Source organism: Phycisphaerae bacterium (assembly GCA_024102815.1).
In the GTDB taxonomy this organism is placed as follows: domain Bacteria; phylum Planctomycetota; class Phycisphaerae; order UBA1845; family UBA1845; genus JAGFJJ01.
This window is the reverse complement of sequence record JAGFJJ010000015.1, coordinates 1-17039: the sequence shown is the minus strand read 5'-3', so window position 1 is coordinate 17039 and position 17039 is coordinate 1. Positions and strand designations below refer to the sequence as shown.

The window sequence follows — 17039 nt, the reverse complement described above, 5'->3', positions numbered from 1 at the left end:
CAGATTCACCATTGGTCAGGACAGCAAATCGGCCAAGGCTCCCACGAATTGTGACCGGGCAAGAACGTCATCCGCCCCGGCCTCAAGTGCCGCATCTCGTAACGAAGTCTGCACGTGGGCATAAAACGCCACCACCCGCGCCCCCGGCCAATGTGCCTTAGTGTAACGAATTGCGGACACCGATTCGATACCCTCCGCGTTCATATCGACCAAGACCAGATCCGGCACCGCGCCCGGTGCGGCCTGTTCCAATGCCGCTTGGTCTCGAATCTGGCGGAACTCCCATCCGGCGTCCAGGACCGCGCCCCGAATCCGAGTCGCGAAAATCAGGTCGGTGACCACGGTCAGGCAGCTTTTCACAGTTCCCTCCCCAACGATTGATCATCGCCCCCGCACTTCAGCCAGGAGGCTCGATAAATGGACCGCCCCTCCCGGCGATACTTGATCTCGAAGTTCGTTCTCAGCGATTCCGGCACATCGTCGGAACGTACGACCGGCCCGTCTCCGATCTGACGCATCCCGTCCTGTCGTCGCAGGACGTCCACGATCCACGCGAAATACTCCTCGTGATCCGTCTGTACGTGCAATCGTCCCTCGGGAACCAGCACGCGCCACACCGCGTCAACGAACTCCGGCTGAAACAGCCGCCGCTTGTGATGACGCTTCTTGGGCCAGGGATCGGGGTGGTACACGTGCATCACGCTCACGCTCGTGTCCACCAACTGCCGGCGCACGAGCACTGCGGCGTCCGTCCGCATGATCCGTACATTCGTTACATTCCAGCGAGCCATGCGGTCGGCCGCAAATTTGTAATATTTGTTGGCCCATTCCACACCGAGAAAGAGCACATCGGGGCGCGACCGCGCCTGCTCCAAGAGAAAGCCGCCCTTTCCGCAGCCAATCTCTATTTCCACACTCGAGAGGGACGTATCCCACATGCGCGCATCGAGGATTTCTCCCTCCGCAGGCGGAGCCACCATCACGTCTTGTGTAACCAGCGTCATGTTCCGGCCGTACCTCGCCCTTCGCTCCTCCGAGCCATCAAGCTCCGCATTCCTGCTTCACGGCGATTGACTCGCGTTAATTTAACAAGCCACGTTCTCATGGGGAAACTGTCGGGGCGAAGGTGTCGCTGGAGCAATTGCCATCGGGTGGTTGATCGTCCCACCGCAGGGTATACTCTGCCTGACTCGGATCAGGAGGAGAACGCCCCGCGGCACTACCCCGCCGCGTCGCGAATCGAAACCGCAACCCCATGCTTCACCGACTACGGGACAATCTCGCTCGGGTTCGGGAGCGTATCAACGCCGCTTGCCTCCGTGTCGGACGCGATCCGGCCGAGATTCGCCTTATCGCCGTTACCAAGTATGTCAGCATCGAAGCCATCCACGGGATGCTGGAGCTTGGCGTTCGAGATATCGGCGAAAGCCGCGCCCAGGAATTGGTCCGGCGCGCCCAGGCCATCCACGAAGCCTTCGGAGGCAATACCGGCAAGGACGAACCGCGTCAGCCCCGGTGGCACATGATCGGCAGCCTTCAGCGCAATAAAGTCAAGTCTCTCCTCCCATTCGTGGATCTTATTCACTCCGTGGATAGCCTGCGTCTTGCAGAGGAAATCGATGCCCACGCCACGAAACTCGGCCGGCCAATTCCAATCCTGCTCCAAATCAACGCCTCGGGCGAGTCCAGCAAGCACGGTGTCGCGGTGGGAGCTGCATCGCACCTCGCAGAGCAGCTTACGACGCTCAAGCACCTCGAGCTCCGCGGTCTGATGACCATGGCCCCCTTGACCGACAACCAGTCCGCGGTTCGCCGGACCTTCGAGCGAACCCGGGAGCTCTTCGAGGAGATCGTGGCGGAGCGGATGGGTGGCCCGGCCTTCCGCGAGCTTTCCATGGGCATGAGCAGCGACTTCGAGGCAGCCATTCTCGAAGGATCGACCTGCGTGCGAATCGGCTCAGCCTTGTTTGAGGGGCTGGAAAATGAGGCCGTTCACCCCCCTGACGGGGTCGAGGAACAAGCCGCCCACGACGGATGATGCGCGCGTACAATCAACACGGGCGCGTCCGCAGAGCCGAATGTCCGAACCCAACGGAGTCCCGGCCATGATCAGACGAACTCAAGACGATCATTCGCATGATTACTCCGCCAGTCCTGGAGCAAGTTGCATCCCCTGTCCGGTGCGAATCCGGTTTCACGCCGTTGTCGCACTCAGCCTGCCGCTCATCTGGTTGGCTGGGACGGCTTCTGCGCAAGACCGGCGGGCTCCAGGCAGGCCGGCCGTTCCCGCTTCGCTCGATGAATTCGATTCGTCCTCGGTGCCCCCCGCCAAGGAGGCGGACGATTCCGAAGGCCTTGGCCAGCTCTACCGCGATTTCGGATTTCCCGGCGCCATCCGTGCCTGGGAGCGATCTATGTATCTGTCTCCCGATGGCCGCGCAGATGACGGGCGGGGCTATTACGGGCGGTACCCGCACCGTCCGTACCGCTATGGGGGATATCACTACCTCTACGATTATTCGTACGAGGGCGATCCCTATGGTCGTTATTCCTATCGTCGCTGGGACGAATCGGGCCAGGGCAATTATGAACTCCCTCTCGATCGCGCCGTTGATCTCGGCGTGGGTCCGCGGGAGATTGAACGAAACGTCCGGCGACAGGCGATGTTTGCCCTGAACAATTATCGCGACGCCATGAACGCCGGACACGATTCCATGGCTCGCGGCGACTTCGTCAGCGCCGCGCGTGCGTTCATGCTTGCCGCAGAACTGAACCAGGGCGATCCCTCCTCCCGACTCTGCGCCGCCCACGCACAGGTCGGCTTGGGGCGATTCAGCGAAGCTGCATCGATGGTGCACCGCGCGTTCGAGCTCCAGCCCAAACTCGCGTTCATTACTGTGGATATTCCCAGCGCCTTTCCTGATCCGGCGACATTTTCGCGGAGTCTGAACCGCCTTGAGGCGGCGGCCCGTCGACAAGACGTGAGTGCGCTGTGGTTCGCCGTCGGGTACTTCCGCTATAACAGCGGAAACGCCGTGGGCGCCGCCGAGGCCCTGGACCGCGCCGCGCAACTCGACCCGCAGGACCTTGTCGCCAAGCGTTTCGCTGAAGCGGCTGGGGCGAGCGCCCCGGTGGGGAATAGATCGCGGAGATAGATACTGTCCGATTTCCAAGCGGGCACGGTGACGCAATTCGAATTCCGGGTGCAACTGTATGAACGAGTCCGTCGACCCGCCGACCCTCGGCCGACTCACCCTCATTTGCGGTTGCATGTTCTCTGGAAAGACAACCGAGCTGTTCCGCCGATTGGCGAACCCATCCTCCCCTTACATTATTTTCAAGCATGCGCTGGACAACCGCTACCTTGTCGATTCCGTCGTAAGCCACGGTGGCAAAGCCCTGCCGGCCTCCTGCGTCCGAAGTGCCGCCGAGATTCCCGATCGTGTTCCCCCCGGCGTAGAGTTGGTCGCGATCGACGAAGGGCACTTCTTCAGCTTGGGACTCGTGGAAGTCGCAACTGGCTTGCGCAAGCGCGGCATTAGCATGCTCGTCACCGCGCTGGATCGTGACAGTTGGGGGGTTGGATTCCCGGTGGTCCGGTCGTTACTCGACGTGGCCGACGAAGTGAATCGACTCACCGCCACCTGCGCCCGCTGCGGGCGGCAGGCGGATCGCACCCAGCGCACGACCCCGATCATCCAGGGGCGATTGATCGGCGGTCCCGAATCCTACGAGGCCAGGTGCGGCGATTGCTGGCATCCCCCCAAGGAAGCTCCGCCCGAGAATCAGATGCCTTTCGGAACGAACCCCGTACCGGCCGCGGGGCCCGACGGTCGCTGAGGCTCATCCCAACTGATGCGACGCGCGTCGTAGACCGGACCGTCGGTGCAGCAAAGCGAGTACTTCCAGGAAACGGAACCCTCGGACCGCAACGCGACGACACAGGACTGGCAGGTACCGATCCCACAGGCCATCGATCGCTCCATGCAGACTTGACATTCGATTCCCTCAGTCACGCTCCAAGCCGCTACGGCGCGCATCATCGCCTCGGGACCGCACGTGTACACGACCAGATCGTCCGGCGACACCGCATTCCTCGTACTGTGAAATGCGCGAAGCGCATCCAGAACGGAACCGCGCAGCCCCAGCGTGCCGTCGTCCGAACTGATTACAGCCGGGATGCCATGCGCCGAAAAATCCAAAATGCACAGTGTCGCCGACAGCGCGGCCGCATCCGGACTGACTTCGCCGCTCAATCCAAGCGGCAGCAACTCGCGCGTTCGCGCACCGCAAAACGCCACGGCGCGCTTCCCGGAGCGGGCAAGCGCTTCCGCCAGCCAGAGAATCGGTGGCAGCCCCACTCCGCCCGCCACCAGCCACGCGTGATTCTTCGTCGCATGGATCGGGAAACGGTTCCCGAGCGGGCCGAGCAGGCTCACCGAGTCGCCCTCTCCGAGCGATGCCATCCAACGCGTACCGGATCCCACAACGCGATAAATCAGGTCAATTTCCGTTCGCGGCGGACGAGATTCTCCGATTGATCGAAGCCCGCCAATGCTGAACGCCCGACGAAGAAGCGGACGCTGCGTATCTTCGAACCACATCCGAGATGGCCCGCCGTCGCTCCAAGCGAACGTCCGATAGTCGCCGGATCCGTCCTCAGGTGGAACGATATGAACGAACTGACCCGGCTCTGCAGGGACCGTGCCCGCAATAGCGAGCATCAGCCGGTAGTGGTCCCGGCACAATGGAACATTCGAGACGACATGCGCATCGCGAATTGGCGTCGAACGGATCTCGTACGAATCGGGAGCGGCGCTCATGGATACTTGGACCTGCTTGAGGCAACGAGCGCATCGAACTTGCACGTGAAGAAAATCAACAGCCAAGCAAAGCTCACTGCGCAAAAAAACTTCCGGGATTGGAAGATCATTCCAACCCCGGAAGTCCGCCACGGCTTGGTTAGAAGCCGCAAATCGAGAGTCGCCGGTTCAGCGACGAAATCGCGTTCCATACGACCGCTGTATGTACCTTCATCGGACCGGACTGTCAACGGAAATGCATTGCGCAGAATCTGCTGGTACGAGTCGCTAACCTATTGTGTACGATATAATTACGGATCTTCGCCTTATTTCAGGAGAACGTGAATCTGGCGATCGGCCATTCGTCCGAAAACGACACAACCTCTGCCTGAAGTCCTCTCGCCGCGCCCTTTCCCGCAACATACCGGCCGGACTCGTCAGCCAGTCACGACGCACTTTCCCGCACACCAAGTGTCGCCTCTGCCTGGATAAGCCGTAACATATTTGTAATGAGAAGGTTACGATCGCACCCTTCTCCTCGGCCTTGAGCACGTTGAGAATATGGTCCGTCGAAGGGGTGGAATCGGCCAAGTTCACGGCCGGAGGAGAAGTGAAGGAACCTTGGGGGATTGGGTTTCGCGTCCCGCGGCGAATCAGCCCGCATACGCGACACGAAGCCCGGCGTCCTCAAAGTGGAATCAGTGACTCCCTTTACCGGGGGGCGTCGGGCGCGGTCGAAAGGCCGCGCCCGACGAGGGAGTCTCAGCGTCAAGCACACCGTCGATTCGTTACCCAGTGAAGCGCCCCACCGCTGCCGATCGGAGAACCGACTGCCGCCATGCGAACGCGCCGGCGGACTGACCGGGTGTACCGGCTCACCCCCTTCCCCGGTCAGTCTCGCCCTTTTTCGGAGAGTTTGTCACAACTCGCTTGGATCGCACCTTGGCCCTCGCGACAGCACGTCCAGGCAGCCTAGAATGAACACGCGACGATCCGCGCGAGGAAATCATGGCACAGGAACGTCCGGGACGCATCGCGGAGTGGAGCGAGATCGCGCGTCAGCGCGCGCCGGTTTTGCGCCAGCACTTTCGCGCCTGGATTGCCGCATGCCAGGAAAACCCGCATATGATCTGGGAGGCGGCGCCGGTTCGCTATGCGACGTACGCGCTGGGCGCGGTCGTGCTTCTCTGGTCCGCGTCCTGGCTGACGACGGCGATCAACCCCCTGCCCCAGGAGGCGAGCGAGCGCGCCGTCACGGCCGACTTTCACCTCCTCTGCACGAACCCGCAATGCGGCTATCACTTCGTCATTCAGCGCAAGTTCGGGTTTAACGACTTCCCCGTAACCTGCCCGAAGTGCGAGCAGAAGACCGGGCATCGCGCGCGGCCTTGCTATTCCCCCGCCTGTGGCGGACGATGGGTCGTGCCGCACACGGACGGCCGGGTGGAGCGCTGCCCGCGATGCGGGCAGACATTCCCGTAGCTCCCCAGCGGCGTTCGGCATGAAGAATGCCACTAGCGAGTGTCGTCCAGGCACCCGATCGACGTAGCTGCCCGTACGAAGAGAGACTGACCTTGAATGAAACGCTGATTCTCTGCGGAACGGCCGCATCCCTGGGGTTCATGCACACGCTTTTCGGTCCGGACCACTACCTGCCGTTTGTGGCCATGTCTCGCGTGGGACGATGGTCACTCCGCAAGACGATCCTGATCACTGTGCTTTGCGGCTTCGGCCACGTGCTCAGTTCTGTAGCTCTCGGCTTGGGTGGCATCGCACTCGGCGTGGCGGTCTTCAGGCTCGAGAGCATTGAGGGCTTCCGCGGCGATCTGGCGGGCTGGCTGTTGGTCGCATTCGGACTTGCATACACGTTGTGGGGCATCAAGCGCGGCTTGCGGAATCGGCCGCACACACACCTCCACGTCCACGACGACGGCACCGTTCACGCCCACGAACACGTCCACGAGCAAGATCACCTGCACATCCACAACCCAGCGAAGCCGGCAGACGGTTCCTCCACTGCCACGTCTCTGACCCCGTGGATTCTGTTCACGATATTCCTTTTCGGCCCGTGCGAACCGCTGATCCCCATGCTCATGTACCCGGCCGCCGGTGGACATTGGACCGACGTCCTGCTGGTCACCACCGTCTTTGGTGCGATCACGATTGCAACCATGACCAGCATTGTGGTTCTGGCGTGCGCCGGAGTCGGCGCCCTTCACTTTCGGTACATGGAGCGGTTCAGCCATGCTGCAGCTGGTTTCGTGATCCTGCTTTGCGGTGCGGCGATCAAATTCGGCCTGTAGCAACTCGACCTTTGAACTGCCCGCACAGCCCGGTTGGGTGGAAGGAAATCCCCTCCCGGTCCTGCGCGCGGGCGAGTCCCCTCGTCGCTCTCCGTCGGGCCTGGGTTCCCGCAAGCAGGCCGTGCGTGAGAGGATTCCTGCAGCAGCGAGAGTGACATGGGACTCGATTCCGCGACTTAGACGTAACGGTCGAAAATCGTCGGCGACGAGGCGGTGTCACCGCCCGCTTATTGCTGCGCATTCCGCCTGCGATTAGAACCTCAGAAAGAGGCTCCCGTGTCCGGACGGACGGACACGTCGACCCAACGCAATCCGGAGGGGGTTGCTGCGATGTTCGTTTCGACGCGCAGGGCCAACACTGGAAAAGTCAAGGAACCCCATCATGTCCAAGAGTCGGCTTCTTGTTCTGGCTTCGGCCGGTTTGCTTCCGGCTGTTTTGCTCCTCCCGCTTGGCGGTTGCGCGGGAACGGGGCATCACTTCGATTACCCCAAGGCCCACAAGGGAAACGTCGTTGACGTCTATCACGGCGTCGAAGTCGCCGATCCCTACCGCTGGCTGGAAAACCCGGACTCACCCGAGTCGCAGGCCTGGATCAAGGCGGAAAACCAAGTGACATTCGATTTCCTGAATTCCATCGACGCCCGCAGCGCCATTCGGGAGCGCATCACGGAACTCTGGGACTACGAAAAACGCGGTATGCCCAAAGAGGAAGGCGGCCGCTTCTTCTACTCGAAGAACGACGGACTCCAGAACCAGAGCGTGCTCTACGTGGCGGATTCTCTTAACGCCGCGCCACGCGTATTGCTCGATCCCAACAAGCTGTCGGATGACGGAACGGTGGCGCTCTCGGGAACGGCCGTCAACGACAATGGGCAGCTTCTGGCCTACGGCGTCTCCTCCGGCGGTTCGGACTGGGAGGAATGGCACGTCCGCGACGTAAACTCCGCGCGGGACCTCAGTGACGTCATCAAGTGGGTCAAGTTCTCTGGCGCATCTTGGACCAAGGACGGCAAGGGGTTTTTCTACAGCCGCTACGACGCTCCCGATCCGAGCAAAGAGCTCCAGGAAGCCAACTATTACCAGAAGCTTTATTACCACGTTCTGGGAACGCCCCAGTCGGATGACATTCTGGTGTATCATCGCCCGGACCAGAAGGAGTGGGGCTTCGGAGGGGGTGTCACCGACGACGGCCGATACCTGGTTATCAACGTCTGGAAGGGCACCGATCGACGCAATCTGGTCTTCTACAAAGATCTCCAGTTCAGCGCCGGCTCGACGTTGGACAACATTCGCAACGCGCCGGTCGTTGAGCTGATCAACGAGTTTGAGGCGGCGTATTCGCCCATCGCAAACCGCGGGACGACTTTCTGGATCCGGACCGACAAAGACGCCCCGCGCTCGCGCATCATCAGCATCGATCTCTCCAATCCCTCTCCGGCAAACTGGAAGGAGATCGTCCCTCAGAATGAGGATGTGCTCGAGGGGGCCAACATTGTCGGGGGCAAGCTTTTCGCGACATACATGAAGGATGCGCACAACGTCATTCGCGTCTTTACACCGGAAGGCCGCTCGCTTGGCGAAGTCGAACTTCCGGGTCTCGGCTCCGCCGGCGGATTCGGCGGCAAGTGGGACGAAAAAGAAACGTTCTACGCTTTTTCGAGCTTCTCCGATCCCGGCACGATCTTCCGCTACGACGTGAACAGCGGCGACAGCTCCATCTGGTTCCGCCCCAGGGTCGATTTCGATCCCGATCGATACGTCACGCGTCAGATTTTTTACCAGAGCAAGGATGGCACGCGCGTGCCCATGTTCATCACACACAAGAAGGGCCTGGAGCTCAACGGCAACAACCCCACCATCCTCTACGGCTACGGCGGATTCGACATCTCGCTTACCCCGTTCTTCCGGGTCAATAACCTGGTCTGGATGGAGATGGGCGGCGTCTTCGCGGTTCCCAACCTCCGCGGGGGCGGCGAATACGGCAAGGAGTGGCACGAAGCGGGCATGAAGCTCAAGAAGCAAAACGTCTTCGACGACTTCATCGCCGCCGCCGAGTGGCTCATCGACAACGGCTATACACGTCCTGCAAAACTGGCCATCTCGGGCGCCAGCAACGGGGGGCTGCTCGTCGGCGCGGCCATGACCCAGCGTCCCGATCTCTTCGGCGCCGCGTTACCGGCCGTGGGCGTGATGGACATGCTCCGCTTCGAGCAATTCACCATCGGATGGGCCTGGACTTCGGACTACGGTTCCGTGAAGAACGAGGACGAGTTCAAGGCACTCTATGCCTACTCGCCACTGCAGAACATCAAGAGGGGCACGCGGTACCCGGCCACGTTGATCACCACGGCCGATCACGACGATCGTGTCGTCCCGGCACACAGCTTCAAGTTCGCGGCAACGCTCCAGGAAGCTCACCGCGGCGACAACCCCGTACTCATCCGCATCGAGACGCGGGCAGGACACGGCGCGGGCAAGCCGACGTCGAAACGGATCGAGGAAGCTGCCGATCAGCTTGCTTTCCTCACGGCCGTCCTGCGGATGGACGTCGATCCGGCGGCCCTGGGCTGGAATCAGCCGCGCGTGGCAAACGCCGCCCGGTAAATCACCAGCCTGCGCAGAATCGCCTCGCCCCCGCAGCCGACATGTCGCGCCGCGGGGGCGAGTTGTTTCGTGACATTGAAGGAGGGCAGGGGAAGTCGCCCCGCCCCGTACAGATATGCGCTCACCAAGCGCGCTTGTAGCCCGAGACCAGCGGCCGTACACTCCGCGCCAACCGGGGCGACCATTGACCCGGCGCGTTCTTACGTGTGTACAACTCCAAGTGGAAGGGAGAATATCGGCGTGCGAAAGGAATCGTTGACGTTTCTGAAGTCTCTCCAGGAAACTCCTTCGCCCTCCGGTTTCGAGCAGCCCGTTCAGCGCGTCGTGCAGAAGCGCATGAAGCCCTTCGCCGATTCCATCGAGACGGACGTTCACGGCAATGTCAAGGTCGCTCTGAATCCTGACGGCTATCCCCGCGTAATGCTGGCCGGCCACTGCGATCAGATCGGCCTGATGGTTCGCCACATCGACGAGAACGGATTCATCTTCTTCGGCGCGATCGGTGGGATTGACCCTAGCGTGCTGCCCGGCACTCGGGTCGTCATTCACAGCAAGCACGGACCGATCGAGGGGGTCATCGGTCGCCGCCCCATTCACGTACTCAAGCCCGAGGAGCGCGGAGGCAAAGTCGAGCTCCGTGAGCTTTGGATCGATATCGGCGCCAAGAACCGTAAGGAGACCGAACAGGTCATCAGCATCGGCGACGCCGCCACGTTCCAGCTGCAGATGGTGCATCTCGCCAACGACTTCGTGACGTGCCCTGCGTTCGACAACAAGTGCGGAACGTTCGTCGTCATGGAGGCACTGCGGCTCTGCGCGGAGCGAAAGATCAAGTGCGCCTTGTACGCGGTCAGTACCGTGCAGGAGGAAGTCGGCCTGCGCGGAGCGCGCACGGCATGCTTCGGCATCGACCCGCAGGTGGGCATCGCGGTAGACGTCACCCATGCCACCGATTACCCCGATATCGACAAGCGCGTGAATGGCGACATTCGCCTGGGGGCGGGACCGACCATCTCCCGCGGACCAAATATCAATCCCCCGCTCGAGAATCTGATTGTCGATACCGCCAAGCGCAAGCGTATTGCCTTCCAATGGGAGGCTGCGCCCGGCAGCACGGGAACGGACGCCAACGCCCTCCAGCTCAGCCGCGCCGGCGTGGCGACGGCCTTGATCAGCGTTCCCAATCGCTACATGCACACCCAGGTGGAGATCGTCAGTCTTTCCGATCTGGATGCATGCGCCCGGCTGCTGGCCGAGACCATCTGTCGCATCGACCGGCGGACCGACTTCATCCCTCGTTAGGCGGAGCACAGCGCGATGGCCCCAGAAAAGCCGACGGCCGAACCTCCTCCCGCAGGAGGAAGCGCCGCGGAACTGCTCCGCCTTGTTCATGCGGAAACGCTCCAGTACGTCCAGGATCGCTTCGCCGAACTGGGGCGCATGACGGTTACCATTTGCACGGTTGGCGGCGACCCCCTTACGCGCACGACGTGGGGCAGCCGATATTCGTGGCTGATCGGCACGTCCTTTCCGGGTAGGCTGGAATTTGCCCGTGCGCTTCGTCTGTCCGCCGGATCGGTCGGCGAATCGGATCTGGTGCGATGCCTCGACGGCATGACCCTTTACGCGACGCCGATTCAGGACGATGACAAAGCGCTGGCGACGATCGTCGTCGGCACGCGGGCCCATCCCGTACCGGGGCGTGAGACGTGCGTTCACCTGGCAGAAAAATACGGGCTCGACGCCGAGGTTCTCCACCGCGACGCAAAGATGATCAATCCGCTGCGTGGCGGCTCCCCCGAGGCCATCCGCCGCTTCGCCGACACGCTGGCGTCGATCATCGCGACACTCTATCGCCAGGCGCGTCGCATCGAGCGACAACTTGCGGATCTCAATGCACTACACTCACTTTCACAGCTTCTCGTCGGGACGCCGCGATTGCAGGAAATTCTCGACGTCACCGTCCGGCAGGTGGTCGAAGTCCTGCCCGTCAAGGCCTGCGGAATCCGCCTGCTGAACGAGGAAACCGGCGAACTCGTCATCCGCGCGACCTGCAATCTCTCCGAAGAATACCTCCGCAAGGGGCCGGTCACCTTGCAGGATAACGCCATCGATAAGGCCGCCTTTTCCGGCGAGGCGGTTTACATTGCCGACGCGCCCAACGACCCGCGAATCCGCTACCCCGAAAACGCGCGGCGGGAGGGCATTGTCAGCGGACTCTGCGCTCCCATGACCTACCGCGGAAAAACTGTGGGCGTCATCCGCGTCTACACCGGCCATCGCTATGAATTCAGTGACGAGGAAGTGACGCTGCTCCGCTCGATGGGCACGCAGGCTGCCGCCGCCATCATCAACGGCCAGCTTCACGAGGAACGCGCCCGCACCGAAATCGTCCGCCGCCAGATGCACAACGCCGCTCAGATCCAGCGCCGCATGCTCCCCGCGAAGCTCCCGCAGCACCCCCGGCTGGAGTTCGGCTGTTCGTATGTTCCCACGCTCGAGGTCAGCGGCGACTTCTACGACCTCATCGAGCTGCCCGGTGGAAAGTGGGGACTCTGCGTCGCCGACGTGGTCGGCAAAGGAATCCCCGCGGCCCTGCTCATGGCTTCGGTCCGGTCGACGCTCCGCGCCTACGCCCTCACGGCCGGCAGCATTTACGAAGCCCTCACCCTCATGAACCGCCAGGTGGTTCGCGACACGCTGGTCAGCGAATTTACCACCATGATCTACGGCGTGTTCTCAACCGATGGAATGGAATTCACCTACTGCAACGCGGGCCACCCGCCGGCCTTGCTTTTCCGGGGAGACAAGCAGATCGAACTCGCCGCCGGGGGCGGTATCATCGGCATCAACGCCCGCGAGGCGTTCGTCTCCGAAATCGTCCCGCTCGAACTCGGGGACCTGCTGATCTTCTACACCGACGGCGTGACCGACGCTCTCAACTTCGACGGACGTCCCTACGGCCGCGAACGCTTCATCGCGTCCGTTCACCGCCATCGACAGCGCAGTCCGGAAGAACTCGCCGGCCAGCTCCTCTGGGACGTCCGCCGCTATGCGGGCATGGCCGAGCAGACGGACGATATCACGATTGTCGTGGTGAGAGTGAAGTGAGCTTCGCGAATCTGCGTCAACTTCCTTGGAATTATCAAGTCTAATCGGGGCGGCGGGATTCGAACCCGCGGCCTCTTGGTCCCAAACCAAGCGCGCTACCTCCGGAAAACGCGGTTTTCGATGCCGAGAACGCCGATTTCGAGGCCGATCCGCAAGGCTGTTGCACGCCCCGTTGCATTAGCGTTCCCGATGATCCGGCCCTCCACGCCCTGATTGAAGCCTGGGCGGAGCTGCCCGAGGCGGTTCGGACGACAATCTCAGTCATCGTCGGCGCTTCGGGTGCAAGTCCGGCGCCCCAGGAATGAGCCGGCCGGCTTCTCGGACGATGAATTGACCGGCTGTCAACCGTTTTTGCTTCCGGTCATAATTGTGTGTACACTATTTACATGAAGAGAGGGAGGCCACGGAAAGCGCCGAAGGAACGGCTCCAGCATCGGCTCGATTTGCGCGTTAGCGAGGACGAGAAGACCGCTTTTCGATTGGCAGCGGAGGCGGCAGACCAAGACCTCTCCGCATGGATTCGAATTGTGCTCCATCAAGCGGCAGAGAGCCAAGTCACGAAGGCTCGGAAGCGAGGGTCGAAGGAATGACCAGCGAAGTCAAACCGACAGCGATAGCCCTGGTCGTGTGCGACACGATCTACCAGGAGCCAGGCGGCAAGATCGCGCTCGTCGGCCTGTTCAGCAGCATCTCGGCCCACAAGTTCCCGGTGAAGCACCCCCGGATGGGCGTATTTGCTGCCGTTACTGGAGTTAGACCGAAGTCCACCGCGCGGCTCGAAATCGTCAAGGCGGAGACCGATCAGGTCATCGTCTGGGCCGAGGGCCCGTTTCCCGATGAAGTCGATCCGCTGACAACCGTCGATATGCACTTCATCTTCAACAACGTGGTTTTCCCGGACCCCGGTCGCTACTACGTCCGATTCTGGGGAAACAAGCACTTGGTACTGATGAGGCCCTTTGAAGTGCTGCAAGTGCAGGAGCCCACGAGATCATGATCTCGGAAAATACCATCAACATGAGTCCGACGCCGACGGTGTCCGAAGACGAACTCAGCACGCAGAGTTCCTATGCGGTCCCCAGCGCGGTTGTCACGTGCCCTGCGGACGCAACCACCGTGGATCAAATGAACATCATCGAGGCATCCGGTGTGCTTGCGTTCTGGGACGATCCTGAAGAGGACCGCTACGATGGGACCGAGGGACATACCTCTTGATGCCGGGCAGATTCTGCTCGTTCACTACCCATTCACGGATGCGACGGCAGCGAAAGTGCGTCCGGCCCTTGTCGTGTCGCACGCTGACTTCAACCGCGGGGAGGATTTTGTAGCCGTTCCGATCAGCTCCCGCGTTTGGGAGAACGACCCTTTCGGTTTTCCGATTCGCAACACGGACCCTTTCTTCCCGCAGACGAAGCTCAAGTTTGCGTCGACCGTGAAGTGGTCGAAGCCCATGACGCTGAGCCGAGTCGTAATCCAGAGCCTGTTGGGAACGCTTCCGCCCGGCCAGCTCGGCGCCGTGCTGCGCAAGATACAGTCGCTTTTCTCGGTCGGGTCCGATCCGCAAACGAAGCTATAGCCAGAGAGATCCCATGAATCCCAGGGAGTTTTGCGAGGGTGACGAGCTGGACCTGTACGAAGGCACGGTGAAAGTCGCCCGCGTGACCTACTTGGGTCCCTGCGGGCAAATGTCGGAGATGAGCCGACCGAGCCCGGACGGGTCTCCAAGCGGCTTCGGCACGTCACCGCAGCCGGCGGCGCTGGTGCAGATGCCCGACGGAAGGAAAGAGCAGGTGCTTCTGCGGCACCTTCGCCGCGCGGTTGAATGACTTGCGGCCCAGTCGCCGCGTTGTAATCTGAATACTGCTGGTGCCCCGGCCAGGGCCGCGTGATCGGCGCGGCAGCTCGACTCAGCATCCCGAGCTGCTGCCCGATCAGCCAGCCAGAAAGGATGCTGACCATGTCGACGAACACACGCCCACGCGCACCGAAGAACCGCCGCCCAATCAAGCCAACCGAGACCGCCACGAAGGCCCTTGACAAGGCCCGCGGTGCGACGACTGAGGAAGCAGCCGACCCGCCGAAAAGTGCGAGTCTCGCCATTGAGGAGAAGTTCGAGGCCCTCGACGCCCTGCGCGACGCGGCCAAGGCGCTTCGATTTGAAGAGCTTGAGCGAGCAAAGGAAACCCTGCGAGCCCACCTTCGCGTTCTCGCTCGGTGGTGTGATTCCGCTGCCGTGTGCAACAGTACCGCGCTTCATGCGACACTGGAGCAACTCCACGAGCTGGCGCAGCAAATCCTCAACGCCAAGCCCGATCAGAGCCGCAGCTTTTGCGATCGAGCTGCCACGCGGCTTGAGGACCTCGCCAACGCGATCGGGCTGCACGAGCCGGAAAACTGGCCGGCCACGCTCGTGGACCGTTCCGGCGCATGGGGCCCGCCCGAGGTCGCGCCATCGCGTGAGCAGGTTTGGGAATTCCTGGAATTCGTGGAGCGCCACGGAATCATCGACGCGGACGGCGGCGCCACGATCCCTGCCGGCGGATTCGAACTCGGCTTGATTGTGCCCCACGTATTGAGGCGCGATACGCGCCGTGCACACAGGGAGCAGTTAATTGCCTCCTGGACACGGGTGAACAAGGACACGCTGATTCGAGAAGCGCCGTGGGCCTACCTTTGCGGGCAGATTCTCGATCGAATCCGAGCCGAGAACCGGCAGGACGGGACCGCGAAGATTATGGCGGCGGAGCTGCGCCAACTTCGCCAAGCAGTTGGCTTGCCGTCACGCAATCCGCCGTCTATTTCAGAGGACAGGGCCAGCCTGACCGCAGCCTCCCGTGAGATCGTGCTCACGGACGCCCAGCACGAGATTCTGGACGAGCTTTCTCGACGGCCGACGGCGACGAAGCTGATCGATCTTACGGCTGCCCTCGGCCACGATCGCGGGGCTCTCTCCGGGAATTGCCAGGAGCTGATTAGGCTCGGGCTGCTCGTGCGTATGGGTATCCGCAAGGGCGTCGCGATCACGCAAGCGGGACGTGAGCTGCATTGTAAGATCACGCCCACAAAATCCCCATTGCATCCACATTAAATCCCCCCAAGCGTTTTGAGGCTCGGCCACAATGCCGGGCATGGATACCGAACCCCGACAACGAAAACTAGTCCCCCTGCTGACGATGGCCCGACGGCTGGGCGTTACGCAGAAGTGGCTTCGAGTCGAAGCCGATGCTGGGAGGCTCCCTGCACTCAAGGCTGGGGCTCGCCTGCTCTTTGTGCCTGAGGCTGTCGAGGCCGAGCTCTTGAAGCGTGCAACGGCGACGGCCCCAACGAAGGGGGGCTCTGATGGCAAGTGACACGAACGTGGCACCGCCGACACTCCCGCCCCCGCTCATGGGCGACCCGCTGCTTGGCATTGAACAGATCGCCCAATGGGTAGGTGTCGCTCAGAGGACTATCCGCCGTGAAATCGCGCGTAGCAATTTCCCCCCCCCGGATGCGCGGATCGGACGGTTGCTTCGCTGGAAGATGACTACGCTCGCGCTCTGGCTCGAAAACCAAGCACCGGGGGGCCGGAATGGCAAGTGACCGGGCAAAGACCACCGGCCCGCCAGAATTGCCGGCGTGGATTCGCGACAGCGACGCTTTCCGGCGGATGACCGCACATCAGCGCAACACACTGCGGACAATCGCACGGCGCTGTAGATGGACGCCCTTCTGCGGTGGAACCCTTGGCGTGGCGCTGTTGGGCGGTGACTTTCCGGAGGAGGCTGGTTTGTCAATCGCTGGCATGTACCGCCACGCCGCCCTGCTGGAGGGTGCGAACTTCATCGTGTGCATCGGAAGGCTCGGCCGCCAGGGGGTTAAATGTTACGCCATACCCGGATCGCCCAGTGCCCTGAAGAGCATCGAGTCGATCAGATTCAAAAGCATTGCGGCCGCAAGGGCACACCTTGAATACTACTCAAAAAAACGCGGTGACGACCACTCAAAAACACGTGGTGACGAGTACTCAAAAAAACAAGCGCCACTCCAGGATGAGAATCGCGCCTACTCAAAAGCGAATGGCGCCTGCTCAAAAGCACACGAATCTTTTTGGTCGCGGTAGGACCCCGGGTTGCCCCGGGGCCCCCGCACAGATCCGTACAGGCGGAATTACCGCATACGGCTCCTACTTCGGGTGCTTGGCGTAGAATCGCTCGTTGGGATACGGGTGCAATATCC

Annotated in this window: 19 protein-coding genes; 15 read left to right on the top strand and 4 right to left on the bottom strand. The window is 61.7% G+C overall.

Annotated features, from left to right (window positions below):
- Positions 1-15: 15 nt before the first annotated feature.
- Complete coding sequence (locus tag J5J06_05210; protein MCO6436466.1) at positions 16-360, bottom strand: response regulator; 345 nt, start codon at positions 358-360, stop codon at positions 16-18.
- The gene (gene trmB, locus J5J06_05205) at positions 357-1004 is read right to left on the bottom strand and encodes a tRNA (guanosine(46)-N7)-methyltransferase TrmB (protein MCO6436465.1); all 648 of its coding nucleotides are present in this window, start codon (positions 1002-1004) and stop codon (positions 357-359) included. Before trmB ends, J5J06_05210 begins: the two co-directional genes overlap by 4 nt.
- 251 nt (positions 1005-1255) lie before the next feature.
- Here trmB and J5J06_05200 point away from each other — a divergent pair, with 251 nt between their 5' ends.
- From J5J06_05200 to J5J06_05190, 3 genes are all read left to right on the top strand, one after another.
- Positions 1256-2038, top strand: coding sequence for a YggS family pyridoxal phosphate-dependent enzyme (locus J5J06_05200; GenBank protein ID MCO6436464.1), 783 nt, complete (start codon positions 1256-1258; stop codon positions 2036-2038).
- Between the two features lie 67 nt (positions 2039-2105).
- Complete coding sequence (locus tag J5J06_05195; GenBank protein ID MCO6436463.1) at positions 2106-3155, top strand: hypothetical protein; 1050 nt, start codon at positions 2106-2108, stop codon at positions 3153-3155.
- Positions 3156-3213: 58 nt separating this feature from the next.
- A complete protein-coding gene (locus tag J5J06_05190) occupies positions 3214-3840 on the top strand; it encodes a thymidine kinase (GenBank protein ID MCO6436462.1) in 627 nt (208 codons plus the stop codon).
- On the opposite strand, the gene J5J06_05185 is transcribed toward J5J06_05190, so the two are convergent.
- Positions 3786-4823 carry a dihydroorotate dehydrogenase electron transfer subunit gene (locus tag J5J06_05185; GenBank protein MCO6436461.1) on the bottom strand — a complete coding sequence of 346 codons (1038 nt, stop codon included), beginning with the start codon at positions 4821-4823 and terminating at the stop codon, positions 3786-3788. The two genes, J5J06_05190 and J5J06_05185, sit on opposite strands and share 55 nt — an antisense overlap.
- Positions 4824-5810: 987 nt before the next feature.
- Between J5J06_05185 and J5J06_05180 the strand changes: the two genes are divergently transcribed.
- The 3 genes from J5J06_05180 (at position 5811) to J5J06_05170 (ending at position 9710) form a co-directional block, all read left to right on the top strand.
- Entirely contained in the window at positions 5811-6284 is a 474-nt protein-coding gene (locus J5J06_05180; protein ID MCO6436460.1) for a hypothetical protein, read from the top strand.
- 140 nt (positions 6285-6424) lie between these two features.
- On the top strand, positions 6425-7105 hold the full coding sequence (locus J5J06_05175; GenBank protein MCO6436459.1) for a hypothetical protein: 681 nt from the start codon (positions 6425-6427) through the stop codon (positions 7103-7105).
- A gap of 382 nt (positions 7106-7487) precedes the next feature.
- Entirely contained in the window at positions 7488-9710 is a 2223-nt protein-coding gene (locus tag J5J06_05170) for a S9 family peptidase (protein ID MCO6436458.1), read from the top strand.
- On the opposite strand, the gene J5J06_05165 is transcribed toward J5J06_05170, so the two are convergent.
- A complete protein-coding gene (locus J5J06_05165; protein MCO6436457.1) occupies positions 9680-9835 on the bottom strand; it encodes a hypothetical protein in 156 nt (51 codons plus the stop codon). The two genes, J5J06_05170 and J5J06_05165, sit on opposite strands and share 31 nt — an antisense overlap.
- Before the next feature lie 115 nt (positions 9836-9950).
- Here J5J06_05165 and J5J06_05160 point away from each other — a divergent pair, with 115 nt between their 5' ends.
- The 9 genes from J5J06_05160 (at position 9951) to J5J06_05120 (ending at position 16923) form a co-directional block, all read left to right on the top strand.
- Positions 9951-11012, top strand: coding sequence for a M42 family metallopeptidase (locus J5J06_05160; GenBank protein ID MCO6436456.1), 1062 nt, complete (start codon positions 9951-9953; stop codon positions 11010-11012).
- Positions 11013-11027: 15 nt separating this feature from the next.
- Positions 11028-12821, top strand: a complete 1794-nt coding sequence (locus tag J5J06_05155) for a SpoIIE family protein phosphatase (GenBank protein ID MCO6436455.1) — start codon at positions 11028-11030, stop codon at positions 12819-12821.
- 586 nt (positions 12822-13407) lie between these two features.
- Positions 13408-13818 carry a hypothetical protein gene (locus tag J5J06_05150; GenBank protein ID MCO6436454.1) on the top strand — a complete coding sequence of 137 codons (411 nt, stop codon included), beginning with the start codon at positions 13408-13410 and terminating at the stop codon, positions 13816-13818.
- Complete coding sequence (locus tag J5J06_05145; GenBank protein MCO6436453.1) at positions 13815-14036, top strand: hypothetical protein; 222 nt, start codon at positions 13815-13817, stop codon at positions 14034-14036. The genes J5J06_05150 and J5J06_05145 overlap by 4 nt, the downstream gene beginning before the upstream one ends.
- Positions 14011-14397 carry a type II toxin-antitoxin system PemK/MazF family toxin gene (locus tag J5J06_05140; protein MCO6436452.1) on the top strand — a complete coding sequence of 129 codons (387 nt, stop codon included), beginning with the start codon at positions 14011-14013 and terminating at the stop codon, positions 14395-14397. The genes J5J06_05145 and J5J06_05140 overlap by 26 nt, the downstream gene beginning before the upstream one ends.
- A 13-nt stretch (positions 14398-14410) precedes the next feature.
- Complete coding sequence (locus J5J06_05135) at positions 14411-14647, top strand: hypothetical protein (GenBank protein ID MCO6436451.1); 237 nt, start codon at positions 14411-14413, stop codon at positions 14645-14647.
- 131 nt (positions 14648-14778) lie between these two features.
- A complete protein-coding gene (locus J5J06_05130; protein ID MCO6436450.1) occupies positions 14779-15909 on the top strand; it encodes a MarR family transcriptional regulator in 1131 nt (376 codons plus the stop codon).
- A 251-nt stretch (positions 15910-16160) separates the two neighbouring features.
- On the top strand, positions 16161-16403 hold the full coding sequence (locus J5J06_05125; GenBank protein ID MCO6436449.1) for a helix-turn-helix domain-containing protein: 243 nt from the start codon (positions 16161-16163) through the stop codon (positions 16401-16403).
- Positions 16393-16923, top strand: coding sequence for a hypothetical protein (locus tag J5J06_05120; GenBank protein MCO6436448.1), 531 nt, complete (start codon positions 16393-16395; stop codon positions 16921-16923). Before J5J06_05125 ends, J5J06_05120 begins: the two co-directional genes overlap by 11 nt.
- Positions 16924-17039 lie beyond the last annotated feature (116 nt).